Here is a 23792-nt window from a genome sequence, read left to right as displayed (position 1 = left end):
CATCGAACCCGGCGGATGGATGTAAGCGAGAAGAATGCGTGATTCACTCCGCTTATGATCACTAATATCCCATTTGGGGAGAAGCACTCCAGGTTGAGCATCTTCGAACCGAACGAGGGAACCCTGGTGGTCATCCCCTCGTTGTCCCTTCCTCAGGACGAACTGCGCAGGATAACCGGGGCGCGATGCTACGAGGAACGGCTCCTCTTCCTGCTCATGGCCCTGCGGCGGCCGGCGCTGCGGCTGGTGTACCTCACCTCCGCGCCGGTGGATCCGGCGATCGTCGACTACTACCTGAGCTTTCTGGACGACCCCCGGGAGGCGCGCGGCCGCCTGGAAATGATCCATCTGGGTGGGCGTCCCACCGGCCCCCTCACCGAGGAGATCCTCCGCGACCCCGGCATGATCGCGCGGATCCGGCGGGCCGTACGGGACACCGAGGACGCGTGGCTGGTCCCCTTCGTCGTCAGCGAGGCCGAGGAGCGGCTGTCCTCGCTGCTCGGGCTGCCCGTCTACGGCCCCGCCACCGCGCTGGCCCACCTGGGCTCCAAGAGCGGGGGCCGGCTGGTCGCGGAGGATGCCAAGGTACCGCTGGCCCGCGGTTTCGCCGACCTGCGGTCGCTGACGGAGGTGGAGCACGCCGCCCGGGTCCTGGGCGAGGGCCGGTTGATGATCAAGCTCAACAACAGCTACTCCGGCCTGGGCAACGCCGTGGTGGTCAAGGACGACCGGCCGCTCACCGCCTGCCACACGAGCTTCTCCGCCTCCGACGAGAACTGGACGACCTTCGCCGAGAAGATCGCCGAGCGCGGGGCCGTGATCGAGGAGTTCGTCGAGGGCCGTCCCCTGTACTCCCCCAGCGCCCTGGCCAGGATCACCCCCGGCGGCGCCTACGACGTCGTGGCCACGCACGACCAGGTCCTCGGCGGGGCCAACGGGGACGTGTACCAGGGGTGCACCTTCCCGGCGCGGCCGGAGTACCGCGAGGCGGTGGGCGAGTGCGCCGAGCGCATCGCCGCGGTCCTGTCCGGCCGGGGCGTGGTGGGAGTGTTCGGGATGGACTTCTTCGCCGTCAAGACCGACGGCGGCTACCGCGCGCTGCTGTGCGAGATCAACCTGCGCATCGGGGGCACCACCCACCCCTTCGGCGCCGCGCTGCTGACCACCGGCGCCGTCTACGACCCCGGGAGCGGCACGCTGAAGTGCGGGGAGCAGTCCAAGTACTACGTCGCGACGGACAACTGCGCCGCCGACTGCCTGCGGGGCCGTACGCCCGGGGAGGTCGTCGAGATGGTGCGCGCGGCGGGGCTCGGCTTCGACCGCGACTCCCTCACCGGGAACGTCCTCCACCTGCTCGGCGCGGTCCCGGAGTACGGCAAGCTCGGCTTCACCAGCATCGGCGACTCCGCCGAGGAGGCCGCCGACCTACACCGGCGGACGCTTCGGGCTCTTTGCCCAGGCTCGTAGGCCGATCGCGCCCAGTACGAGGGCGAGGACGATGTTGACCCCGATCAGGACGCCGTGCACCACGTAGAACGACGTGGGATGGCCGTCGGCGAGGTTGAAGCCAAGGTTGATCCATTCGAAGATCATGAAAGCGGCAAGCGCCAGTAGGAATCCGGCGATCTTTCGTGATATTTGCATTATGTCGGCATCCTGTCGCGTGCTCCTGACCTGGTCGGGCATGGGCAAACACATGCGAATCGGTACGAAGCTACCCTGAGATCACTATGGCGATGAAACATGTCGCGCCTGTCGGGGTACTGCTCGCGGCGACCACCTTCCTGTCCGCTCCCGCGTACGCCGGAGCCTCCGGCGGCGTTCCCGTGCACGGTGCCGGGACTCCCACGAGCCTCGGGACCCTCACGCGCGCCGCTCCGACCGGAGCCGAGCCCGTGGGAGGTGCGCGGCTGGGCGAGCGCGGGATCATCATGCCCGAGGGGGTCAAGGCCCCGCCCAAGACCGCCGCGAAGTCCTACGTGATCGCGGACGCCGACACCGGCGAGGTGCTCGCCGCCAAGAACCCGCACGGCCGCTACCGTCCGGCCAGCACGCTCAAGGCGCTGACCGCCCTGACGCTCATCCCCAAGCTCGACAAGGCCACGAAGATCCGGCCGAGCAGGAACGCCGTCAACCAGGAGGGCAGCGCGGTCGGTCTGGTGACCAAGCCCCTCTACACGGTGGAGGACCTGTTCAAGGCGCTGATGCTGGTCTCGGGCAACGACTCGGCGATGGCGCTGGCGGAGGCCAACGGCGGCCTGGACAAGACTCTGGCGGACATGAACGCCGAGGCCCGGCGGTTGCAGGCCCTCGACACCGTGGCCAAGACGCCCAGCGGCCTGGACAAGCCCGGGCAGAGCAGCTCGGCCTACGACCTGGCGCTGATCGCGCGCGCCGGTCTCGCCAACGACGACTTCCGTCGCTACGTCAGCCTGAAGACCGACAAGTTCCCCGCGCCCAAGGGGCACTACGAGATCGGCAACCACAACAGGCTGCTGTGGCGCTACAAGGGCATGATCGGCGTCAAGAACGGCTGGACCTCCAAGGCCCAGGCCAGCTTCGTCGGCGCGGCCCGGCGCAACGGGCACACGGTCATCGTGTCGATCATGCGGCACGACGGCTACTTCTGGGAGGACGTCTCCGACCTGCTCGACTGGGGGTTCGCCGCCCGCGGCAAGGTCGCCCCGGTCGGCCGGCTGGTGGACCCGGTCCCCGACCCCGCCCCGCTGCCCTCCGGCTCAGCCGTGCCGTTGAAGGCGGAGGCGCCCACCCCGCTCCCCGCCGCCGACGCGACGGCCGCCAAGACCGTCCCGGAGTCCACCGGCCCGGTCACCTACCTGCTCGTCGCGGGGGCACTCGGCGGCCTGGTCTGGCTCGGGTACGGCATGCACCGCCGCCGCCGTCAGCCCTAGGAGGCCGTACGGCCCCGCGTCCGCATCAGGTGTCCCGGTCGGCCCGTGCCGGGGATCGCGGCCGAGCCGGGCCGGGCGCCGCCCACCCGCAGGACAAATCCACGGTGGGCCGGGTATTGCCCACCCGTGAGGCACGTCCGTGGTGGGCCGGGCGCCGCCCACCCGCAGGACAAATCCACGGTGGGCCGGGTGTCACCCGCCCGTGAGGCACGTCCGTGGTGGGCCGGGTGTCACCCGCCCGTGAGGCACGTCCGTGGTGGGCCGGGTGCCGCCCACCCGAGCTGCGCCTCACCGATGGGCAGCATCCGGCCCACCCGGGCTGCGCCGCACGGCAACCGAACCCGTCCCCACGACACCACGACGCCAAGGCGCCGGAGCACCAGAACACCGGCAGCACCGGCAGCACCGGAACACCGGAACACCGGAGCACATGGTCTGCCTGGAGGCAGCCACCGCGGTGGCGGCCTGGCGAATGCCTCCGGTACCTCCAACGTCGGGTTCGCAGCCGCCGGTGGGCCGGTGGCGATGCCCGGGTCGTCGCTTCTGACCGTCAGGGCGATCGTGTGAGAGTGACGTGGATGGTCCACCCGGTGGTCCTCGACCACCGTTCATCCTGGGCACCCTGACCTCACGGACACCCTGACCTCACGGACACCCTGACCTCACGGACACCCTGACCTCACGGACACCCTGATGTCGCGGCACCTTGATGTCGTGCGGCCGACCTGACTGTCGTGCGGCGCAGCTCGGGTGGGCGACACCCGGCTCACTGCGGACGCGCCTCACGGGTGGGCAGCATCCGGCCCACCAGGCACCGCCGCCGTCGTCAGCCCTGGGAGGCCGTACGGCTCCGCGTCCGCATCAGGTGTCCCGGTCGGGCCCGTGCTGGGGATTGCGGCCGAGCTGGGCCGGGTCGACGAGGTCGTTGCCCATGTTCGGAAAGGGCGTGGGCTCGGGGGGCGGGCCGAAGGAGGCGGTGGCGGTCCAGGCGGCGGCGTACATGATGATCCGGGCGGAGAAGTTGATCCAGACCAGCAGGCCGACCATCACCGCGAACACCCCGTAGATGGGGTTGCCCAGAGTGAACGAGAGCAGGAACGCGGCAAGCTGCTTGAGCAGGGCGAAGGCGACCGCGCCCAGCAGCGCGCCGCGGAGCACCACCCGGAAGGGCTGCGTGGAGCGGCCCAGCCAGCCCAGCAGGATCAGGAAGACCACGGTGTCGGCGGCCACGCTGACCACCAGACCGACGAGGGAGATCGTGGCGGTGGCGAGGAACGACTTCGACAGGCCCAGCCATCCGGCCACGGTCTCGCTGGCCTGGGTGGCGAAGCCGCCGATCACGACCGAGGCGAGCATCGTGATGCCGACCAGGATCAGCGCGGACAGGTCGCGGAGCTTGCCGAGGGCGAAGTTGAGCGGCGGCTCGGTGGTCATGGACATCTGCCGCAGGGAGCCGCGCAGGACGTCGATCGCTCCGAGACCGGAGTAGAGGAGACCGAGCAGGCCGATGACCCCGGCGGTGGTCTTGGAGTTGGCGATCTCCTCGATCGGAAGCAGGTCGGCCAGACCCGGCAGATAGGCGTCGATGGCCTTGTTCAGGGCCTCCACGGCACCCGGTGTGGAGGACAGGAAGAAGCCGAAGAGCGAGTAGGCCAGCACGATGATCGGGAAGAACGACAGGAAGGCGAAGTAGGTGACCGCCCCGGCCAGCCGGTCGCCGAACTGCAACTGGTAGCGCTGCACGGTCCTGAGCAGGTGGTCGAACCAGTGCCACCTGATCCTGCCGGTCTCGATCCGGTCGTGGCGCCACGTCTGGAACGCCTCGAAACGCTCGCCCAGGTCCGCCATCCGCACCTCCTTGCCCGCCGCACGCGGAGGGAGGAAGCCCGCACGGCGTCCGGAGAACCGGGAGGCCGGACGGGCCGTCGAGCACCACCGCACGTGACGGTTGCGGTACCCCCGGCCCCCGTGGCCAAACGGCCTCCAGGGGCCCCGCGGGGCCGGAGGACGTCCCATCCCGGTGACCGGTCACGCCGTGGGCGGGAACCCCGCCCGGCGACGGGCCACCGGGCGAGCCGGTCACGGAGCGGACCGGTCACGAAGCGGACCGGTCACGAAGCGAGCCGATCACGAAGCGGACCGGTCACGAAGCGAGCCGGTCACGATGCGAGCCGGTCATAGAGCAAGCCGGTTACGGAGCGGACCGGTCGAGCACACCGATCACAAAGAGGGCAGGAACCCCGCCCGGTCGCGGACCTTCTCCATGGTCTCGGCGGCCACCGCGCGGGCCTTGGCGGCTCCGGCGGCGAGCATCTTGTCGAGCGCGGCCTCGTCGGCCAGGAGCTTCTCCGTCCGCTCCCGGATCGGCGTGAAGGCCTCGACCACGGCCTCGGCCACGGCCTTCTTGAAGGTTCCGTAGCCCTGCCCGGCGTAGCGCGTCTCCAGCTCGGGGATCGGCGTGGCGGTCAGCGCGGACAGGATGCGCAGCAGGTTGGCGATGCCGGGCTTGTTCTCCTCGTCGAACAGGATCTCCGAGCCGGTGTCGGTGACCGCGCGCATGACCTTCTTGCGGAGCGGTCCGGGCTCCTCCAGCAGGTCCAGGATGCCCGCGGGCGAGGAGGACGACTTCGACATCTTGGACGTCGGGTCCTGCAGGTCGGTGATCTTCTCGACGCCCTTGACGATGTACGGCTCGGGCAGCGTGAAGGTCTCGCCGAAGCGGTGGTTGAAGCGCTGGGCCAGGTCGCGGGTGAGCTCCAGGTGCTGCTTCTGGTCGGCCCCGACCGGGACCTGGTTCGCCTGGTAGAGCAGGATGTCGGCGGCCTGCAGGATCGGGTAGGTGAACAGGCCGACGCCGGCGGAGGTCTCGCCGTACTTGGCCGACTTGTCCTTGAACTGGGTCATCCGCCCGGCCTCGCCCATGCCGGTCAGGCAGATCAGGATCCAGGCCAGCTCGGTGTGCTCGCGCACGTGGCTCTGGATGAAGACGGTGGACCGCTCGGGGTCCAGGCCGGCGGCGAAGAGCTGGGCCGCGGCGACCCTGGAGCGCCGGCGCAGGAGCTCCGGCTTGTAGTCCACCGTGATGGCGTGCAGGTCGACGACGCAGTAGAAGGCGTCGTAGCCCTCCTGCATCGCGACGTACTGACGCACCGCACCCAGGTAGTTGCCCAGGTGGAAGGAGTCGGCGGTGGGCTGGATGCCGGACAGAACACGGGGACTCGCCATGAAAAGAATTGTGTCAGCTGTCGGGAGTGCTCGGTGCCTCCGCGGCGGGAGCGACGCCGGAATCCGCCGCCGCCCCGGCCGGGCGGTCCTCCTCCGCCCGGGTCTCGGTCTGGGCGTCGGTCTGGGCCTCCGCCGGGGCCGCCGCGCGGCGTTTGATGCGGACCCTCGCCACCCTGCGCCCGTCCATCTCTGTGACGGACATCTCGAAGCCGGGGATCTCGACCCGCTCCCCCTTGACCGGCAGGTGGCCCAGCGCCGCCATCATGAACCCGCCGAGCGTCTCGTAGGGACCGTCGGGCAGCCGGATGCCGGTCTCCTGCGCCACCTCTCCCAGGTTGGTCAGCCCTTCGAGCTCGACCTCGCCGGCGGGCAGCACGACCTGTTCGTCCTCCACGTCGTGTTCGTCGCGGATGTCGCCCACGAGCTCCTCGACGAGGTCCTCCAGAGTGACGATCCCCGCCGTGCCGCCGTACTCGTCCACTACGATCGCCAGGTGGTGCCCCTCGTCGCGCATCTCCGACAGCGTCGTCAGCACCCGCTTGCTGGTGGGCACCATCTTGACCGGCCGGATCTGCACCACCTCGCTGATCGGCTCGATCGAGCCGGTCAGGACCGGGTCGAGCAGGTCGCGGATGTGCACGAAACCGATGATGTCGTCGTAGGTGTCGCGGTAGACCGGGAAGCGGGAGTGCGGCATGGCCGCGGCCAGGACGGCCGCCTCGGCCAGACGCGTGTCGGCGGACATGAACTCCACCTCGGTGCGCGGCAGCATCACCTCGCGGAGCTGCCGCTTGCCCGCCGCGAAGACCTCCGCGATCAGATTGCGCTCGTCCGGGGTGAGCTCCTGGTGGCCGACCACCATGTCACGCAGCTCCTCGGTGGAGATCTCCTCGCGGTCGGCCGCGGGGTTGCCGCCGAGCAGCTTGACCACGCCGTCGGTGGACTTGGACAGCGCCCAGATGATCGGCCGGGACAGCGCGGCCATCCGGTCCAGGAACGGCGCCACCAGCAGCGAGAGCCCCTCGGCCCGCTGCAGGGCGAGCCGCTTGGGCACCAGTTCGCCCAGGACCAGCGAGACGTAGGAGATCACGAGGGTCACCAGCACCAGCGCCGCCGGCGCGGCGGCGGCCTCGGGCACGCCCCAGCCGGCCACGACGGGGACCAGGTCCTTGGCGAGGGTGTCGGCGCCGAACGCGGCCGACAGCATGGTCGCCACGGTCACGCCGATCTGCACGGCCGACAGGAAGCGGTTGGGGTCGCGGGCGAGCTTGGCCGCTCTGGCCCCTCTGCGCCCGTGCTCGGCGAGTCTGCGTACCTGGCTCTCGCGCAGGGAGACCATCGCCATCTCGGCGCCCGCGAAGAACCCGCCGATCAGCACGAAGAGCAGGACCAGGGCGATATTGCCCAGGACACCGTTCACAGGACCGTCCCCATCAGGCCCGCCGTCCGTTCCGGCCGGAGTCGACAGTGGATTTGACAGCATATGCTGGCAGTAGGCTTACATAAATAAACATCTACCCACAGAATCAAACAGGAGGGCTCGTGAAGCTGCTGGTCACCGGAGGAGCCGGCTACATCGGAAGCGTCGTGGCGGCGCAGCTCGTCGAGGCCGGCCACCAGGTCACCGTGCTGGACGACCTCTCCACCGGTCACGCGGACGCGGTGCCGCCGGGAGCGCGCTTCGTCGAGGGCTCGATCACCGAGGCCGCCTCCGTGCTGGAGGGCACGGACGCCGTGCTGCACTTCGCCGCCAGGTCCCTGGTCGGCGAGTCCGTGCAGAAGCCGGGGCTCTACTGGGCGCACAACCTGGGCGGCACCCTCGCCCTGCTGGACGCCATGCGCGCCGCCGGCGTCGGCCGGATCGTCTTCTCCTCCACCGCGGCGACGTACGGCGAGCCCGAGCGTTCCCCGATCCTGGAGACCGACCCGACCCGCCCGACCAACCCCTACGGCGCCTCCAAGCTGGCGGTCGACACCGCGCTCACCGCGTTCGCCGGCCTGTACGGCCTGGCCGCGGTGAGCCTGCGCTACTTCAACGTGGGCGGCGCCCACACCGCCGGGGACGGCCGGGTCTACCGCGAGCGGCACACCGTGGAGACCCATCTGATTCCAAACGTCCTGGCCGTGGCGCTCGGGCAGCGCGAGTCGGTCAACGTGTTCGGCACGGACTACCCGACTCCCGACGGGACATGTGTGCGCGACTACATCCACGTGGCCGACCTGGCGCGGGCCCACCTGCTGGCGCTGGAGGCCTGCACGCCGGGCGAGCACAAGATCTACAACCTGGGCAACGGCACCGGCTTCTCGGTCCAGGAGATCCTGTCGGTGTGCCGCGAGGTCACCGGTCACCCCATCCCCGCGACCGTCGCCGAGCGCCGCGCGGGGGACCCGGCGGTACTGGTGGCCTCCTCCGAGAAGATCCAGCGCGAGCTCGGCTGGAAGCCGGAGCACCCGTCGGTCCGGGACATCGTCGCCGACGCCTGGGCCGCCCTGCCCCGCTGACACCGCGGCGGCCTCAGCGCACCCGCATGCGGGCCACGTTGTTGCCGGGACGGCGGTCGCCCACCCGCGCCGAGTGGACCGAGGCCTTGGCCCGCACCGGTTGGCCGGTGGAGCTGAAGTCGAGGTCGAGCCTGACCCGCCCGCCGGGGGCGACGGCCCGCAGCCTGCATCCGACGTAGCCGGGCCGGGGGCGGCAGCGGGCGCCCCGCGCCGCCAGGAAGCGCGCCCGCCTGGCCTGGAAGAAGACCAGGGCGTCGCGGACGGTCCGCGGTCCCCGGTTGCGCACGACCGCGGCCATCGTGACGGTCCGGCCGGTCCGGAACCTGCCCGCGGACCGGATCGCCAGGTCGGCGCCCTCGTCCACCGGGGTCAGCGTCCGCGCCGAGTCGTTGGCGACGTTGTCGTCCACCACCTCGGAGGAGACCGTGGCGACCGCCACCAGCGGCCCGCGGGCGGTGGGGCGGACCATGCCGGTGATCGTCACCGCGCCGCTGCCGCCGGGCGGCACGTCCGACCGCGAGGCGCAGACCACCTCTCCCCCGGCCGCGCCCGGCACGCACTCGGCCACGTCGGTGCCGAGGATCGCCACCCCGGCCGGGATCCGGACGGTGAGCACCGGCAGCACCGCCTCGCCCGGACCCGCGTTATGGACCTTCACCCGGTAGCTCAGCGGCTGCCCCGGCTGGGCCCGCCCCGGCGAGACCCGCATCCGCACCGACAGGTCCGCTCCGCCCCAGTTCGGATCCGAGGGCTGCGCCACCGCCGTACCGGGCGATCCGGCGAGGACGAGACTGACCACTCCAGCGACGACCCGCGCCGCAGCATACGTGTTGAACACCGATTCCCCCGACCATCAGTGACGATTGAACGCGCAGATCACGCCCGCGCGGCCGACCGACACGCCGCGTCTTCGCCGGGACGCGCGAGAGCCCCGGACCCACGGGTCCGGGGCTCTCGCGGCACTCGGATCAGATCAGGCCGAGCTGGCGGACGGCCTCGCGCTCCTCCTCCAGCTCGCGCACCGAGGCGTCGATGCGCTCGCGGGAGAAGGCGTCGATCTCCAGGCCCTGGATGATCTCCCACTTGCCGTTGCGCGAGGCGACGGGGAAGGAGGAGATGAGGCCCTCGGGCACGCCGTACGAACCGTCGGACGGGATGGCGGCGGAGGTCCACTCGGTGCCGTTGACCCAGTCGTAGACGTGGTCGATCGCGGCGTTGGCGGCGGAGGCGGCCGAGGACGCGCCCCGGGCCTCGATGATCGCGGCGCCGCGCTTGGCCACGGTCGGGATGAAGGTGTCGCGCAGCCAGGCCTCGTCGACCAGCTCGGCGGCGATCTTGCCGCCGACCTCGGTGTGGAACAGGTCGGGGTACTGCGTGGCGGAGTGGTTGCCCCAGATGGTCATCTTCTTGATCTCGGTGACCGGGACCTGGAGCTTGGCGCCGAGCTGGGACAGCGCGCGGTTGTGGTCCAGACGGGTCATCGCCGTGAAGCGCTCGGCCGGGACGTCCGGCGCGTGCTGCTGGGCGATCAGCGCGTTGGTGTTGGCGGGGTTGCCCACGACCAGGACGCGGATGTCGTCGGCCGCGTGGTCGTTGATGGCCTTGCCCTGCGGGCCGAAGATGCCGCCGTTGGCCTCCAGCAGGTCACCGCGCTCCATGCCGGCCTTGCGCGGCATTGCGCCGACCAGGAGCGCGACGTTGGCGCCGTTGAAGGCGACGTTCGGGTCATCGGTGATCTCGATGCCCCGCAGCAGCGGGAACGCGCAGTCGTCGAGCTCCATAGCGGTGCCCTCGGCGGCCTTGACGGCCTGCGGGATCTCCAGCAGGCTCAGCGTGACCGGGACGTCAGCGCCCAGCAACTGGCCCGACGCGATGCGGAACAGCAACGCGTAGCCGATCTGACCGGCGGCGCCGGTGACGGTGACCTTTACGGGAGTCTGGGCCATGACCTTCCCCCACTCGAAGGATGAATTCTGACGGTGGGATGTTACCCCTCTGCCTGCGGCGGTCTCCCGGCGAGGGCCGTGATCCGTCCGCCGGGCAGCGCCAGCAGCGCGACCAGGGCGACGAGCGCGCCGGTGACGGCGAGCCACGGGATTACCGCGGCCGTCGCGGCGGCGTGCGCCGTCTGCGGGCCGTGCAGCGGGATCTGCTCCCGGATGACCGCGGTGTAGAGCGTCCCGCCCAGGGCCAGGGCGACGGAGCCGCCGATCTGCCGGAAGAAGGTCAGGTTCGCGCTGGCGGTCCCGATGAAGCGCGGCGGGACCGACGTCTGGATCGCCACCGTGAGCCCCGACAGCATCGGCCCCATGCCCAGGCCGAGCAGGGCCATCCACCCGGCCAGGGCCACGCCGGAGGTGCCGGCGGTCAGGCCGGCGCACAGCAGCCCCCCGACCGTGATCAGGAACGCCCCGGCCACCAGCCACGGCTTGTACCGCCGGGTCCTGGCGATGAGCGCCCCGGTCACCATGCTGCCGGCGACCATGCCGAGCATGAGCGGGTAGATGCGCAGGCCCGAGTCGGTGGCGCTGAGCCCCATGGCCTCCTGGAAGTAGCGGGGCAGGAAGACCACCCCGGCGTACAGGCAGAAGGCGGTGATGAAGGAGGCCGTGTTGGCCAGGGTGTAGGTCCGGTTGCGGAACAGCTCCAGCGGGATGATCGGCTCGGCCGCGCGCCGCTCGACCATGACGAACACCGCCGTCAGCGCCGCGGCCGCGACGATCGGCCAGAGCACCGGGCCGCTGGTCCAGGAGTGGTCGTCCAGGCCCTTCTCGGTGAGGCCGAGGAGCAGCGCGCCGATCGCCGCCGTGAACACGGCGATGCCGAGATAGTCGGGGCGGGAGCCACGGCCCTGTCCCGGGGAGTACGGCAGCCGCGCCACGATGACCGCGACGAGCAGCAGGCCGACGGGCAGGTTGACCAGGAACGCCCAGCGCCAGCTCGTCGTGTCGGTGAACACCCCGCCGAGGAACGGGCCCGCGACGTAGCTCAGCGCCATCACCCCGCCGATCGCGCCCTGCACCCGGCCGCCGCGCTCCGGTGGGAACAGGTCCATGACCAGGGCCAGGGAGAGCGGGAGCAGGGCGCCCGCGCCGAGGCCCTGCACGGCGCGGAAGGCGATGAGCTGGGTCATGTCCTGCGCCACGCCGCACAGCAGCGAGCCGAGCAGGAACAGCGCGACGCCGGTGAGCAGGAGCGGCTTGCGGCCGTAGACGTCGGACAGCCTGCCGTAGAGCGGGACGGTGATCGTCGAGGTCAGCAGGTACGACGTCACGACCCAGGTGTACAGGTCCGCGCCGCCCAGCTCCCGGACGATCCGGGGCAGGGCGGTGCCGACGATCGTCTGGTCGAGCATCGCCAGGAACATCCCGCCGAGCACGGCGAGCACGAGCAGCCCGTTCCCGGAACGGGTTCGTACCGGAGGATTCAACATGTCGGTAGCCACATGTTGAGAGTGACGTGTCGAATTTTACATGTCAACCCGGATATATGATGGGGGCATGTCCCTGCGCATGGCGCTCCTCGGCCTGCTGTCCCTCTCGGGTCCGGCGAGCGGCTACGACCTCACCAAGCTCTTCGAGAGCTCGATCAACCACGCCTGGCAGGCGCGGCACAGCCAGATCTATCCGGAGCTCAACAAGATGGCCGACGAGGGCCTGGTGACGGTCGAGGAGGACGGCCCGCGCGGGCGCAAGACCTACACGATCACCGAGGAGGGCTCGCGGACGGTCCGCGAGTGGATGCTGACGACGTCGCCGGCCCGCCCGGCCCGCGACGAGAAGACGCTGCGCGCCTTCCTGCTGCCCACGCTGAAGCCGGAGGAGGCGCTGGGCGTGCTCCGCGAGACGATCAGGGACTGCGACGCCAAGCTCGCCGTGCTGGAGGAGATCGAGCGCAGGCCCAGCCGGCCGCGCACGACCGGTTTCGGCCGGTACGCCCTGGACCTGGGCCTGCGTCACACGCGGATGATGCGGGACTGGGCCGCGGAGGCCGCCGAGGAGATCGAGCGGTCTAGCCGCAGCTAGCCATGGCCGGCTGGTCGTTCTCGCGGCCGGGGAAGTTGACGTTGGCGAAGTGCCGGTTGAGCAGCTCCCTGATCGTGCCCTTCCGGTACAGATCCGCGATCACGCCCTGGATGGCCTGGCAGGTGCGCTCGTCGCCCCGCTTCAGGGCCACCGCGTACCGCTCGTCGGTGAGCTTCAGCCCGACCACCCTGTAGCGGACGCTCTCGCGGTCGGCGAACCCGGCCAGCAGCAGGTCGTCGCCGGGCACCGCGTCGACCTCGCCGTTCAGCAGCTTGTTCATGCAGTCGGTGTAGGTCTCGCCGTCGACCAGGGTGAGGTCGGTCACCTCGTCCTGCACCACCTTGGTCGAGGCGCTGCCGGCCGGCCGGCACAGCCGCTTGCCCTCCAGCCCCGCGGTGGAGGAGATCGTCGAGTCGTCTCTGACGAGCACGTCGACGTGGGCGAGGTAGTACGGCCCGGCGAAGGTGACGTCGTCCTGGGCGTTGATCGAGTACGTCGAGATGACCATGTCGACCTCGCCGTCGGCCAGCAGCCTGGGCCGGTCCTCCCGGCGGGTCGCCTTGAAGGTGATGCCGCTCTCCGGCACCCCCAGCGCATCGGCGATCCGGGTGGCCAGGTCCACCTCGAACCCGCTCCACCTCCCGCCGCTGTCGAGCGCGATGCCGGGCAGGAAGTCGCGCATCCCGATGGTGAGCTTCTTCGTCGCGGCGGCCTTGTCCGCCACGGAGGTGAACGCCTTGGTGGAGCCGTCCGTGGGGCCTTCGGTGGGCCCGTCCGTGGGGCCCGTACCGCCCAGGAAGGACGGGCGCCAGCCGCTGGCGTAGACGACCGCGCCGGCGCTGCCGAGCAGCAGCACGGCCACCGCCAGCGCGATCCAGCGGCTCCTGCGCGGGCGCCGCGGCGGCCTGGGCTCCTCGAACGGGCCGGGCCGGGTCTCCTGCCAGCTCGGCGGCCCGACCTCGGCGCCGGCCCAGCCGGGGGCCGAGGGTTCCGTACGGGACGGGTAGGGCACGTACGGCCCCTGCGGGAACGAGGGGGACTCGCCCGCGGAGCGGTGTTCCCGGTCCGCCGGCGGGGACGTACGGGGCTCGGGGGACGAGCTCCCGCGCGGGCCGGGGACCCTCTCGGTCGGAGGCGAGGCGTGCGGGTGGGACGAGGAGGACTCGGCCGGGAGCGCCCCGCGTGAAAGAGATCCGGACGGATGGTCGGCCGGGGACACCCCGTGCGGGCGGGAACCCGGGTCCTCCGGGAGCGTCCCGCGCGGCAGGGACCCGGAGGGATGATCCACCGGAGGCGTCGCCCGCGCCTGGGAGCCCTGGTCCGCCGGGAGCGCCCCGCGCGGCATGGATCCGGACGGATGGTCGGCCGGAGGCGTGGCCCGGGGGTGGGAGCCGGAGGAGCGCGGGTCGGAGGCGGCGGTGCGCACGTGGGACACGCCGCTGTGGTCCGGCACGCGCATGGGGCTGGTCGCATCGTCCGGCTCCGGGGCGCCGGGGCGGGTCGGCTCCGGGGTGCCGGGCCGGGTCGGAGCCGGGGTGCCGTTGCGGACCGCCTCCGGGCTGGCGACCTGGACCCCCTGGGTGAGCACCGCCGGGGAGGCCCCCGCGGTCTCGGAGTGGCCGAGCAGCCGCAGCAGGATCTGGTCGGCCGAGGGCCGCTCCGCGGGGTTCTTGGCCAGCGCCGAGCTGACCACGCCCCGCAGCGGCTCCGGCATCGAGCTGACGTCCACCTCGTGGTTGAGGATGCGGTTCAGCACCACCGCGATCGAGTCGCCGGCGAAGGACATCTCCCCCGTCGCGGCGAAGGCGATGGTCGCCCCCCAGGCGAACACGTCGGTGTAGGGGCCGACGTCGTCACCGGAGATCTGCTCGGGCGCCATGTAGGCGGGGGTGCCGATGGCCCGGCTGGTGATCGTGCCGGTGGAGTCGATGATGCGGGCGATGCCGAAGTCGACCACCCGCGGGCCGTCGGCGGCCATGAGGACGTTGTCGGGCTTGAAGTCGCGGTGCACGATCGAGGCGTGGTGGATCGCGGTGAGCGCGGTGGCCGTGCCGACCGCGAGCCGCTGCAGGGCGGCGCCCCGGAGCGGGCCCGAGTCGTCGACGACCTCCCGCAGCGACTTCCCCTCGATGTACTCGCTGGCGATGTAGGGGGTGTCCCCTTCGAGGTCGACGTGCACGACGCCCGCCGTACAGAAGGAGGCGACGCGCTGCGCCGCGCGCGCCTCGCGGGCGAAGCGGGACCTGGCGATGGAGTCGCCGGAGAACTTCACATGCAGAAGCTTGATCGCCACCCGCCCACCGGACTCGTCCGTCCCCAGGTAGACGATGCCCTGACCGCCCTCCCCGATGCGCCCGACGACGCGGAACGGCCCCAGCTGGCGCGGCTCCCCCGCTCCCAGTGGCTCGATCTGCGGCATCTCGGTCCCCACGTTCTCGTCGATCCTCGTCGAGCCAAACTTTACGACCAGGGGATGGCGCAGCCCTACGTGTTACCCCGACGTAACCCTGTTTATCCCTTCGCGCGGTCCCAGCGTCCTCACCGGCCCCACTGGTCACACATGGCACACTGACCGTGCTAATTCCCGACAATCTCCACGATTTGGCGATACAACTGCTTGGATCGCTACCGTTGGAGATCCCCGACCACAGCGGAGCAAGGCCCCCATGCGGCGATACACCGGTTTTCGCGAGTTCGTCCAACGCGATCAGCGTTCCCTCGTGGGCACCGCCCTGCTCCTGACCGGCAGCCACGACCAGGCCATCCGCCTCGTCCTGAAGGCCTTCCGCACGGTCGGCCTGGCCTGGCCCCCCACCGCGTGGGAGAACCCCACCCAGCACGCCTTCGTCACGCTCTACCACGCCTTCCTGCGGCGGCCCACCGCCGCGGGGCCCACCGCCCTGGTACGGCTCCCGGCCCGGCGCCGCCTCATCGTCGTCGCCTGCCTGCACAACGGCAGGACCCCCGCCGAGATGGCCGACATCCTCGATCTGCCCGTCGAGACGGTGGAGGCGGAGGTCACCGAGGCGCTGGCCACCCTGACCAAGGGCGACCGGAAGCGGCTGGCCAACAGGTTCGCCACGCAGGCGGGCGAGGCCTCCGTGCCCGACCTGTCCGAGCGCTCCTTCAAGGCCCTGCGCCGCCGCGGCCGCCGCAGGGCCCTGCTGACGGCGCTCGCCGTGCTGGTGATGGCCGGGCTCATCGTGACCCTGACCCCGCAGGGACAGTCGTGGACCTCCGCCCTGGCCCTGGGCGAGAAGGCCCCGCAGTCCCGGGCGACGACGACCTCGCCCGCGTCGGCCGGGACACCGGCGGACTCCCCGGGCTCCACAGGCGCCCCGGAATCCGCGGGTTCCGCGAACCCCTCCGCCTCCCCCGCGCCGTCGGCGTCCCCCGAGCCGTCGAACTCCTCCACGGCGTCTCCCGAGACGCCGGTCTCGACCAAGGCGTCCCCCGCGCCCTGGCAGGCGCCCCGCACCTCCTCCGTGATCCGCTACGCCGTCCCCGGCGAGTGCGGCGCGCGCCCCGAGACGCCCTGGGCCGGAAAGGTCCTGTGCGCGGGCTGGAGGCTGAAGCTGGCCCCCGGTGGTGAGCGGGGGCAGGCGTCCGGCGGGCCCCGCGAGACCACGCTGGAGGTCCCCGACGCGGTCCAGAGCCTGGGGTACGGCGACGGCGCCCACCGCACGCTCAGCCCGGTCATCAGCCCCGACGGCCACCGCGTGGCCTACCTGAGCGCGGCCGACCTCCGGTACGTCGCCCACGACCTGCCGACCGGGACCAGGAGGTACCTGTCGCCCGCGCTCACCCCCGCCGACGTCGAGCGCGGCCCGTCGGTCAGCGTCTCCGGGGACGGCCGCCGCTTCACCGTGGACCTGGCGACCGGCCGGCTGCGGACCGACTTCGCCACCGGGTCGGCCAGCCGCCCGTCCCCCGGCGACCGGACGCCCGCCGAGCAGGCCGCCGACTGGCTCCGTACCCGCTATCCCGCCTGGAAGGACTCCCCCACCGGCCGGTACGCCGCCGCCGTCGCGCAGGCGGACGCGGGAGGCGAGGGCATCATCCACATCGTCGACGCCACCGCCCGGCGGGTCTTCAAGCGCCTGCCGCTGCCCTCGTCCGGCTCGGGCGTCACCGGCGAGGTCGTCGGCTGGCTGAACGCCCGGGAGGTCGTCGTCGCGCTGACCGGCGGGGACGCCTCCGGCCTGTACCGGGTCCACGCGGTCAGCGGGCAGTCCCGCCGCCTGCCGGACCTGCCCGCGGCCGACCGGATCGCCCTGGGCGCCCTCACGGCTCGATGACGGGCGCGACGACACCTCCGGGAGACAGCGCCGGGGAAGGCATCGTCGGGGAAGGCATCGTCGGACAAAGGAAAAGGGCCGCCCCTCGCGGAGCGGCCCTTCCGAAGGAGAAGCTCAGGCCATCTTCTTCTTGAGGTTCTCGTCCAGGGCCGCCAGGAAGTCCTGGGTGGTCAGCCACTTGGCGTCGCCGCCCACGAGCAGGGCGAGGTCCTTGGTCATCTGACCGCCCTCGACGGTCTCGATGCAGACCTGCTCCAGCTTCTCGGCGAAGTCGATCACCGCGGGGGTGTTGTCGAGCTTGCCGCGGTGCTGCAGACCCCGGGTCCACGCGAAGATCGAGGCGATCGGGTTGGTGGAGGTGGGGTTGCCCTTCTGGTGCTCACGGTAGTGACGGGTCACCGTGCCGTGGGCGGCCTCGGCCTCGACGGTGCGGCCGTCGGGGGTCATCAGGACGGAGGTCATCAGGCCGAGCGAGCCGAAGCCCTGCGCGACGGTGTCGGACTGGACGTCGCCGTCGTAGTTCTTGCAGGCCCAGACGTAGCCGCCCTCCCACTTGAGCGCCGCGGCGACCATGTCGTCGATCAGGCGGTGCTCGTAGGAGATGCCGGCGGCCTCGAAGTCCTTCTTGAACTCGGTCTCGTAGACCTCGGCGAAGATGTCCTTGAAGCGGCCGTCGTAGGCCTTCAGGATCGTGTTCTTCGTGGAGAGGTAGACCGGGTAGTTGCGGGCCAGGCCGTAGCGCATGGAGGCGCGGGCGAAGTCGCGGATGGACTCGTCCAGGTTGTACATCGCCAGCGCGACGCCGGAGCCCGGGAAGTCGTAGACGTCCAGCTCGATCGGCTCGGAGCCGTCCTTCGGGGTGAAGGTGAGGGTCAGCGTGCCCTCGCCCGGCACCTTCAGGTCGGTGGCGCGGTACTGGTCGCCGAAGGCGTGACGGCCGACGACGATCGGCTTGGTCCAGCCCGGGACGAGCCGCGGCACGTTCGACATGATGATCGGCTCGCGGAAGATGACACCGCCGAGGATGTTACGGATGGTCCCGTTCGGGGACTTCCACATCTTCTTGAGGCCGAACTCCTCGACACGCGCCTCGTCCGGAGTGATGGTGGCGCACTTGACGCCGACACCGTGCTCCTTGATCGCGTTGGCCGCGTCGATCGTCACCTGGTCGTCGGTGGCGTCGCGGTGCTCGATGCCGAGGTCGTAGTACTTCAGGTCGACGTCGAGGTAGGGAAGGATCAGCTGGTCCTTGATGAACTGCCAGATGATCCGGGTCATCTCGTCGCCGTCAAGCTCGACGACGGGACCCTCTACCTTGATCTTGGGCATGCGTGTGGTTCCCCTTCTGAACGAACACTGGCCAGACAGTCCTTTTGAGGCTCACTGACCGTTGAGGCTATCGGACGGGCGCCCGCGGTTCGCGGGCCACCCGGTCATCCGACTTATGGCGGTACGGAGCTCAGAACGGCATGAGATCCGAATATTGGAGGACGAGGGCGCCCGCCATGAGCGCCAGGCCGAGACCGCCGAGTGTGACGACATCCGTCGCCTTCTTCCGTACGGCCAGCCGTCCACCCCCGGCCAGCCGTACGACGGCGCCCAGCGCGATGACGGCGCCCAGCGCGAAAGCGCCCCAGTAGGGGGCCACGAGTGCCGCGTACGCCACGGCGAGGACCGCACCCACGAGAATCAGCGGGTACGGTCCCCAGCGCTCTTCAGTCGTGCTCACCGCTCGTCGATCGACTTCCACTTCTGGTCGCGCTCGCCGATGTACTCGCTGTCCGGCCGGATCAGGCGGTTGTCGGCGTGCTGCTCGATGACGTGGGCGGTCCATCCGGACATGCGGCTGACCGAGAATACAGGCGTGAACAGGTCGGTCGGGATGCCGAGGTAGTGGTAGACCGTCGCGGCGTAGAAGTCCACGTTGGGATAGAGGCCCTTGGTCTCGAAGACGACCTCCTCCATCTCCTTGGACATCCGGTAGTAGGTGTCGTCGCCCGAGGCCTCGGCGAGCTCCTGCGACATCCGGCGCAGGTGCGTGGCGCGGGGGTCCTCGGTCTTGTAGACCCGGTGCCCGAAGCCCATGATCTTCTCACCGGCGGCGAGCTTGTCCCGTACGGCCTGGGCCACGCCGCTCGGGTCGAGCGACTCCAGGGTGCGCATGACCTGCTCGTTGGCGCCGCCGTGGAGCGGGCCCTTCAGGGTGCCGATGGCGGCGACGACGGCCGAGTGCATGTCCGACAGGGTCGCGGCGCAGACGCGGGCGGCGAACGTCGAGGCGTTCATCGTGTGGTCGGCGTGCAGGACCAGGCAGGTGTCGAAGAGCTCGACGGCGCGGGAGTCCGCGGGGCGGCCGGTGATCTGCAGAAGGAAGTTGGCCGCGATGCTCAGCTCGGGATCGGGGTCGGGCACCGCGGTCCCGGTCCTGGCCCCGTGGTAGCGGGCCACCAGGAGAGGCTGCTGCGCGGTCAGCCTGGCGGCCTTGCGCAGGTTCGCCTCGGAGCTGTTGGAGTCCTTGTCGGGATCGTCGGCGGCGGCCAGGGAGACCAGCGTGCGCAGGGCCTCCATGGGCGCCTGCTTCTCCGCGATCTCCGGGATGTTCGCCTCGACGAGGGGGCCGAGGGTGCGGCCCCGGACGAGCTCCGCCCCGTAGGCGGTCAGCTGCTCCCGGTTCGGGAGCTTCCCGCACTGCAGCAGGCGGGCGGTCTCTTCGAAGGTGGTGCGGCCGGCCAGGTCGTGGATGTCGTACCCACGATAGAAGAGGCGACCGGCCTGGCCGTCGATGTCGCTGAGCGCTGTGGACGCGGCCACGACATCGGCGAGGCCTTTGGTGGGCTTGTCCGCCATGAGTGTTTCCTCCGCTTATCTTCGCCCGAAGTCTACCCGTGAGCAGCACAAACCTCCCCGAGAGGTCCAGACCAATTTCACGAAGGATTCTGCTTCTGGCAAAGGAGATTCCGCATCCCCTCGTTTGGGTAAGCCGGAGCTGTAGTAATAGTTACGGCGGGCTACCTGGGGAGGAACTGCCGTGGAGGGGCCGTTCATACGCATCGAGGACACCGGTGAGGTGGTCCCGTTGCGCCCCGAGATCACAACGATCGGGCGAGGCCGGGGTGTGGACATCCGGCTCACCGATCCGAGTGTGTCCCGGCTGCACGCGGAATTCGTCAGGCGCGGACCCTACCTGTACGTCGTTGATCTGGGCCTGTCCCGCAACGGCACACGGGTGAACGGCAGGCCGATCGCCCGGAGGGTCCTGGACGACGGCGACGTCGTCTCCTTCGGTGCCGCTCGCGGCAGGATCGGCGGCGTCCCCCGCGAGGACTTCGCCCCCGAGGTCGAGCTCCGCCGCGCCGCGGCGCCGGAGCTGACCCGACGGGAGGTCGACGTCCTGACGTCGCTGTGCCGTCCCGCGCTGTCGGACGAGGCGTTCGTCGCGCCGGCCACCGCACGGGAGATAGCCGACGACCTGGTGGTGACCGAGGCCGCGGTCAAGCAGCATCTGCTGCGGCTCTATCAGAAGTTCCGGATCCCGGAGGGCACCAACCGGCGCACCAGGCTGGCCAACGAGGTCGTCGCCCTGGGGCTGGTCAGGCCGACCCCCGTGGTGCCGTCGCAGCGCGCGACCGGCACCCCGGAGTCGTCACCGGCCACGACCACGGTGGGCAACCGCCGGGCGTCCTGAGTCAGGCCTTCCCGGCGGCCTTCTCCGCCGCTTCGACCACGTTCGCCAGCAGCAGGGCCCGGGTCATCGGGCCCACGCCGCCGGGGTTGGGCGAGAAGAAGCCCGCGACGTCCCTGACGTCGGGGGCGACGTCACCGGCGATCTTGCCGTCGACCCGGGAGACGCCGACGTCGAGCACGGCCGCGCCGGGCTTGACCATGTCCGCCGTGATCAGGTGCGGGACGCCCGCGGCGGCGACCACGATGTCGGCGCGCCGGGTGTGGGCCGCCAGGTCCTGGGTGCCGGTGTGGCAGAGGGTCACGGTGGCGTTCTCGGTGCGGCGGGTCAGCAGCAGGCCGAGCGAGCGGCCCACGGTGATGCCGCGGCCGACCACGGCGACCTCGGCGCCCTTGATCGGCACGCCGTACTCCTGCAGGAGCAGCACGATGCCGTGCGGTGTGCAGGGCAGTGGGGCGTCGACCATGTGGACCAGGCGCCCGAGGTTGACCGGGTGCAGGCCGTCGGCGTCCTTGGCGGGGTCCATGCGCTCCAGCACCGCCTGGGTGTCCAGGTGCCGGGGCAGCGGGAGCTGCACGATGTAGCCGGTGCACTCGGGTGAGGCGTTGAGCTCGTCGATGACCTCGTCGAGCTCCGCCTGGGTGGCGTTGGCCGGAAGGTCCTTGCGGATGGAGGCGATGCCGACCTCCGCGCAGTCGCGGTGCTTGCCCGCGACGTAGATCTGGCTGCCGGGATCGTCGCCCACCAGGACCGTCCCGAGCCCCGGGGTGATCCCCCGCTCCTTCAGCGCGGCCACCCGCGCCGTGAGGTCTGCCTTGATCTTCGCTGCGGTGGCCTTGCCGTCCAGAATCTGCGCGCTCATAGGGCCAACCTTCTCATGGGACCGGCCGGGAGCGGGCTCCCGGCACCCTCATGGGACGGCCCCTCATGAGACGGCCCCTCATGAGACGGCCCTCATGAGGGGGCCGGAGGGCGGGCTCAGCCGCGCTCGGCCTCCCGGGCCTCCCGGCGCTCGATGATCCTGCGGGTGAAGGGGATGACCTCCACGGCCTTGCCGCTCAGGTACGCCGAGCCGAGCGCGATCACCACGAGGGCGACCGGGGTCTTCCAGAACCCGCCGATCATCACGAGGGCGGGCAGGATGAAGTCGAGCATCGGCATGGGAGGTCTCCAGCGGGCCTAGGAAAGGAACGCTTCAGGCTAACCACGGCAAAAGCCCGATTAAACCCAAAGCAACCTGCTTATTTCGCCACTCTCTTGTCACCTATCCCACAGGCATCAGCGCTGTGACCCGATGGGGACCGAACGAGAGCGACACCAGCAGTATCGGCGGCCCGCGCCTCCGGTGTAGGTCTTCCGGAAAGTTCTCCGGGGAAATGTCGATGACCGTGGCGGTCCCGGCGGCTTTACGCGCCTCGCCGCCGGGACCGCCACGGCCGGGGAGGGATCATCACGCCCTCGGGCGGGACCCCTTCCCCCGGAAGATCCTTTCGAACCTCTAGTGGAAGAAGTGACGGGTGCCGGTGAAGTAGAGCGTGATCCCGGCGGCCTCGGCCGCGGCGATCACCTCGTCGTCCCTGATCGAGCCGCCGGGCTCCACGATCGCCTTCACCCCGGCCTCGATGAGGATGGCGGGGCCGTCGGCGAACGGGAAGAACGCGTCGGAGGCCGCCACCGACCCCTTGGCGCGCTCGCCCGCGCGGGTGACCGCGAGCTGGGCCGAGTCGACCCGGTTGACCTGGCCCATGCCCACGCCGACGCTCGCGCCGTCCGAGGCCAGCAGGATCGCGTTGGACTTCACCGAGCGGCAGGCCTTCCAGGCGAAGGCCAGGTCGGCGAGGACCTCCGGAGAGGCCGCGGGCCCCGCCTTGAGCTCCCAGGTCCCGGGCGCGTCGCCGGACGCGTCCACCCGGTCGGCCGTCTGCACCAGCAGACCGCCGTCGATCCGGCGGAACTCGGCCGGGTTGGCCGGGCCCTGCGGGCAGGCCAGCAGCCGGATGTTCTTCTTGCCGGTCAGCACGGCCAGCGCCTCGTCGCTGAACCCGGTGGCCACCACGACCTCGGTGAACACCTCGGCGATCTGCCGGGCCAGCTCCCCGGTGACCTCGCCGTTGACCGCGATCACGCCGCCGTAGGCCGAGACCGGGTCGCAGGCGTGCGCCTTGCGGTGCGCCTCGGCCACGTCGGCGCCGATCGCGATGCCGCACGGGTTCTGGTGCTTGATGATCGCTACGGCGGGCTCGGCGAAGTCCCAGGCGGCCCGCCAGGCGGCGTCGGCGTCGAGGTAGTTGTTGTAGGACATCTCCTTGCCGTGCAGCTGCTCGGCCCCCGCCAGGCCGCCGGTGCCCGCGCTGTACAGCGCGGCGCGCTGGTGCGGGTTCTCGCCGTAGCGCAGGGGCGAGGCCAGCTCCCAGGAGGCGCCCATGAAGGCCGGCCACTCGTCGCCCTCGGCGGCGTAGACGTTGGCGAACCAGGAGGCCACCGCGGTGTCGTAGGCGGCGGTGTGCGCGTAGGCGGCGGCGGCCAGGCGGCGCCGCTCGGTGAAGGTGAAGCCGCCGGCGCCGACCGCGGCGAGCACCTCCCCGTACTTGGCGGGGTCCACGACGACCGCGGCGGTGCTGTGGTTCTTGGCGGCGGCGCGGATCATCGCCGGGCCGCCGATGTCGATCTGCTCCACGCACTCGGCGTCGGAGGCGCCGGAGGCGACGGTCTGCTGGAACGGGTAGAGGTTGACCACGACCAGCTCGAACGGGTCGATCTCCAGCTCCTCGAGCTGCGCGACGTGGGCCGGGTTCCCGCTGTCGGCCAGCAGGCCCGCGTGCACCCGCGGGTGCAGGGTCTTCACCCGGCCGTCGAGGCACTCGGGAAAGCCGGTCAGCGCCTCGACCGGGGTGACCGGGACGCCGAAGGAGGCGATCTTCGCGGCGGTGCCGCCGGTGGAGACGATCTCCACACCCGCGGCATCGAGCCCGCGTGCCAGCTCCTCCAGGCCGCTCTTGTCGTATACCGCGATCAACGCGCGCCGGATGGCGATGCGGGTCACTTCCTGGTCCTCCTGTTGTCTCCGGTGGTCCGGGTCGCCCGGCTCGTGCGCCGGGTCGTCCGAGGTCGCCGGGCGTCCCGGGGGAACCGGCACGCCCGAGGGGGT

20 protein-coding genes are annotated in these 23792 nt (G+C 71.0%); 6 read left to right on the top strand and 14 right to left on the bottom strand.

Features of this window, described 5'->3' with window-relative positions; genetic code table 11:
- Positions 1-93 precede the first annotated feature (93 nt).
- A complete protein-coding gene (locus Psi01_RS01030; RefSeq protein ID WP_239126895.1) occupies positions 94-1467 on the top strand; it encodes a peptide ligase PGM1-related protein in 1374 nt (457 codons plus the stop codon).
- Here the strand turns inward: Psi01_RS01030 and Psi01_RS01025 are convergent.
- On the bottom strand, positions 1426-1686 hold the full coding sequence (locus Psi01_RS01025; protein WP_239126887.1) for an SCO4848 family membrane protein: 261 nt from the start codon (positions 1684-1686) through the stop codon (positions 1426-1428). The genes Psi01_RS01030 and Psi01_RS01025 overlap by 42 nt on opposite strands.
- A 44-nt stretch (positions 1687-1730) precedes the next feature.
- Here Psi01_RS01025 and Psi01_RS01020 point away from each other — a divergent pair, with 44 nt between their 5' ends.
- Positions 1731-2912, top strand: coding sequence for a D-alanyl-D-alanine carboxypeptidase family protein (locus Psi01_RS01020; RefSeq protein ID WP_204061970.1), 1182 nt, complete (start codon positions 1731-1733; stop codon positions 2910-2912).
- Positions 2913-3773: 861 nt separating this feature from the next.
- Here Psi01_RS01020 and Psi01_RS01015 read toward each other — a convergent pair.
- From Psi01_RS01015 to Psi01_RS01005, 3 genes are all read right to left on the bottom strand, one after another.
- The gene (locus Psi01_RS01015; RefSeq protein ID WP_204061969.1) at positions 3774-4760 is read right to left on the bottom strand and encodes a YihY/virulence factor BrkB family protein; all 987 of its coding nucleotides are present in this window, start codon (positions 4758-4760) and stop codon (positions 3774-3776) included.
- Positions 4761-5132: 372 nt separating this feature from the next.
- A complete protein-coding gene (gene trpS, locus Psi01_RS01010; protein ID WP_204061968.1) occupies positions 5133-6137 on the bottom strand; it encodes a tryptophan--tRNA ligase in 1005 nt (334 codons plus the stop codon).
- Between the two features lie 13 nt (positions 6138-6150).
- Positions 6151-7557, bottom strand: a complete 1407-nt coding sequence (locus Psi01_RS01005; protein WP_204061967.1) for a hemolysin family protein — start codon at positions 7555-7557, stop codon at positions 6151-6153.
- 122 nt (positions 7558-7679) lie between these two features.
- On the opposite strand from Psi01_RS01005, the gene galE reads away from it, so the two are divergent.
- Positions 7680-8639, top strand: a complete 960-nt coding sequence (gene galE, locus Psi01_RS01000) for a UDP-glucose 4-epimerase GalE (RefSeq protein WP_204061966.1) — start codon at positions 7680-7682, stop codon at positions 8637-8639.
- A 13-nt stretch (positions 8640-8652) separates the two neighbouring features.
- Here galE and Psi01_RS00995 read toward each other — a convergent pair whose 3' ends face one another.
- From Psi01_RS00995 to Psi01_RS00985, 3 genes are all read right to left on the bottom strand, one after another.
- Entirely contained in the window at positions 8653-9477 is an 825-nt protein-coding gene (locus tag Psi01_RS00995) for a DUF11 domain-containing protein (protein ID WP_204061965.1), read from the bottom strand.
- A 130-nt stretch (positions 9478-9607) separates the two neighbouring features.
- Entirely contained in the window at positions 9608-10585 is a 978-nt protein-coding gene (locus Psi01_RS00990; protein WP_204061964.1) for a malate dehydrogenase, read from the bottom strand.
- 41 nt (positions 10586-10626) lie between these two features.
- Positions 10627-12072 carry an MDR family MFS transporter gene (locus Psi01_RS00985; RefSeq protein ID WP_204061963.1) on the bottom strand — a complete coding sequence of 482 codons (1446 nt, stop codon included), beginning with the start codon at positions 12070-12072 and terminating at the stop codon, positions 10627-10629.
- Between the two features lie 67 nt (positions 12073-12139).
- Between Psi01_RS00985 and Psi01_RS00980 the strand changes: the two genes are divergently transcribed.
- The gene (locus tag Psi01_RS00980) at positions 12140-12664 is read left to right on the top strand and encodes a PadR family transcriptional regulator (protein WP_204061962.1); all 525 of its coding nucleotides are present in this window, start codon (positions 12140-12142) and stop codon (positions 12662-12664) included.
- Here the strand turns inward: Psi01_RS00980 and Psi01_RS00975 are convergent.
- Positions 12651-15095: a bifunctional serine/threonine-protein kinase/glutamate ABC transporter substrate-binding protein gene (locus tag Psi01_RS00975; RefSeq protein WP_204061961.1), complete on the bottom strand. Its 2445-nt coding sequence runs from the start codon at positions 15093-15095 to the stop codon at positions 12651-12653. The two genes, Psi01_RS00980 and Psi01_RS00975, sit on opposite strands and share 14 nt — an antisense overlap.
- Before the next feature lie 289 nt (positions 15096-15384).
- Here Psi01_RS00975 and Psi01_RS00970 point away from each other — a divergent pair, with 289 nt between their 5' ends.
- Entirely contained in the window at positions 15385-16962 is a 1578-nt protein-coding gene (locus Psi01_RS00970) for an RNA polymerase sigma factor (RefSeq protein WP_204061960.1), read from the top strand.
- 114 nt (positions 16963-17076) lie between these two features.
- Here the strand turns inward: Psi01_RS00970 and Psi01_RS00965 are convergent, their stop codons facing one another.
- The 3 genes from Psi01_RS00965 to Psi01_RS00955 all read right to left on the bottom strand — a co-directional run bounded on the left by Psi01_RS00965 (position 17077) and on the right by Psi01_RS00955 (position 19809).
- Positions 17077-18291, bottom strand: coding sequence for an NADP-dependent isocitrate dehydrogenase (locus Psi01_RS00965; RefSeq protein ID WP_204061959.1), 1215 nt, complete (start codon positions 18289-18291; stop codon positions 17077-17079).
- A 130-nt stretch (positions 18292-18421) separates the two neighbouring features.
- On the bottom strand, positions 18422-18691 hold the full coding sequence (locus tag Psi01_RS00960; RefSeq protein ID WP_204061958.1) for a DUF3017 domain-containing protein: 270 nt from the start codon (positions 18689-18691) through the stop codon (positions 18422-18424).
- Positions 18688-19809 carry a citrate/2-methylcitrate synthase gene (locus Psi01_RS00955; protein WP_204061957.1) on the bottom strand — a complete coding sequence of 374 codons (1122 nt, stop codon included), beginning with the start codon at positions 19807-19809 and terminating at the stop codon, positions 18688-18690. Before Psi01_RS00955 ends, Psi01_RS00960 begins: the two co-directional genes overlap by 4 nt.
- Before the next feature lie 181 nt (positions 19810-19990).
- On the opposite strand from Psi01_RS00955, the gene Psi01_RS00950 reads away from it, so the two are divergent.
- Positions 19991-20647: an FHA domain-containing protein gene (locus tag Psi01_RS00950; protein WP_204061956.1), complete on the top strand. Its 657-nt coding sequence runs from the start codon at positions 19991-19993 to the stop codon at positions 20645-20647.
- Position 20648: 1 nt separating this feature from the next.
- Here Psi01_RS00950 and Psi01_RS00945 read toward each other — a convergent pair whose 3' ends face one another.
- The 3 genes from Psi01_RS00945 to purH all read right to left on the bottom strand — a co-directional run bounded on the left by Psi01_RS00945 (position 20649) and on the right by purH (position 23687).
- Positions 20649-21506, bottom strand: a complete 858-nt coding sequence (locus Psi01_RS00945; protein ID WP_204061955.1) for a bifunctional methylenetetrahydrofolate dehydrogenase/methenyltetrahydrofolate cyclohydrolase — start codon at positions 21504-21506, stop codon at positions 20649-20651.
- 116 nt (positions 21507-21622) lie between these two features.
- A complete protein-coding gene (locus Psi01_RS00940) occupies positions 21623-21805 on the bottom strand; it encodes a hypothetical protein (protein ID WP_204061954.1) in 183 nt (60 codons plus the stop codon).
- A gap of 337 nt (positions 21806-22142) precedes the next feature.
- The gene (purH, locus tag Psi01_RS00935) at positions 22143-23687 is read right to left on the bottom strand and encodes a bifunctional phosphoribosylaminoimidazolecarboxamide formyltransferase/IMP cyclohydrolase (protein ID WP_204061953.1); all 1545 of its coding nucleotides are present in this window, start codon (positions 23685-23687) and stop codon (positions 22143-22145) included.
- Between the last annotated feature and the right edge of the window lie 105 nt (positions 23688-23792).

It is taken from the genome of Paraplanobispora siamensis (assembly GCF_016863175.1).
Lineage (GTDB): Bacteria > Actinomycetota > Actinomycetes > Streptosporangiales > Streptosporangiaceae > Planobispora > Planobispora siamensis.
Note: the sequence above shows the minus strand (reverse complement) of the source record. Positions and strands in the feature narration are given on the sequence as shown.

Coding starts and splice junctions, on each gene's coding strand:
- Psi01_RS01025 (WP_239126887.1), bottom strand. CDS start 1,686: ATGCCCGACCAGGTCAGGAGCACGCGACAGGATGCCGACATAATGCAA.
- Psi01_RS01020 (WP_204061970.1), top strand. CDS start 1,731: ATGGCGATGAAACATGTCGCGCCTGTCGGGGTACTGCTCGCGGCGACC.
- Psi01_RS01015 (WP_204061969.1), bottom strand. CDS start 4,760: ATGGCGGACCTGGGCGAGCGTTTCGAGGCGTTCCAGACGTGGCGCCAC.
- trpS (WP_204061968.1), bottom strand. CDS start 6,137: ATGGCGAGTCCCCGTGTTCTGTCCGGCATCCAGCCCACCGCCGACTCC.
- Psi01_RS00990 (WP_204061964.1), bottom strand. CDS start 10,585: ATGGCCCAGACTCCCGTAAAGGTCACCGTCACCGGCGCCGCCGGTCAG.
- Psi01_RS00985 (WP_204061963.1), bottom strand. CDS start 12,072: ATGTTGAATCCTCCGGTACGAACCCGTTCCGGGAACGGGCTGCTCGTG.
- Psi01_RS00980 (WP_204061962.1), top strand. CDS start 12,140: ATGTCCCTGCGCATGGCGCTCCTCGGCCTGCTGTCCCTCTCGGGTCCG.
- Psi01_RS00965 (WP_204061959.1), bottom strand. CDS start 18,291: ATGCCCAAGATCAAGGTAGAGGGTCCCGTCGTCGAGCTTGACGGCGAC.
- Psi01_RS00955 (WP_204061957.1), bottom strand. CDS start 19,809: ATGGCGGACAAGCCCACCAAAGGCCTCGCCGATGTCGTGGCCGCGTCC.
- Psi01_RS00945 (WP_204061955.1), bottom strand. CDS start 21,506: ATGAGCGCGCAGATTCTGGACGGCAAGGCCACCGCAGCGAAGATCAAG.
- Psi01_RS00940 (WP_204061954.1), bottom strand. CDS start 21,805: ATGCCGATGCTCGACTTCATCCTGCCCGCCCTCGTGATGATCGGCGGG.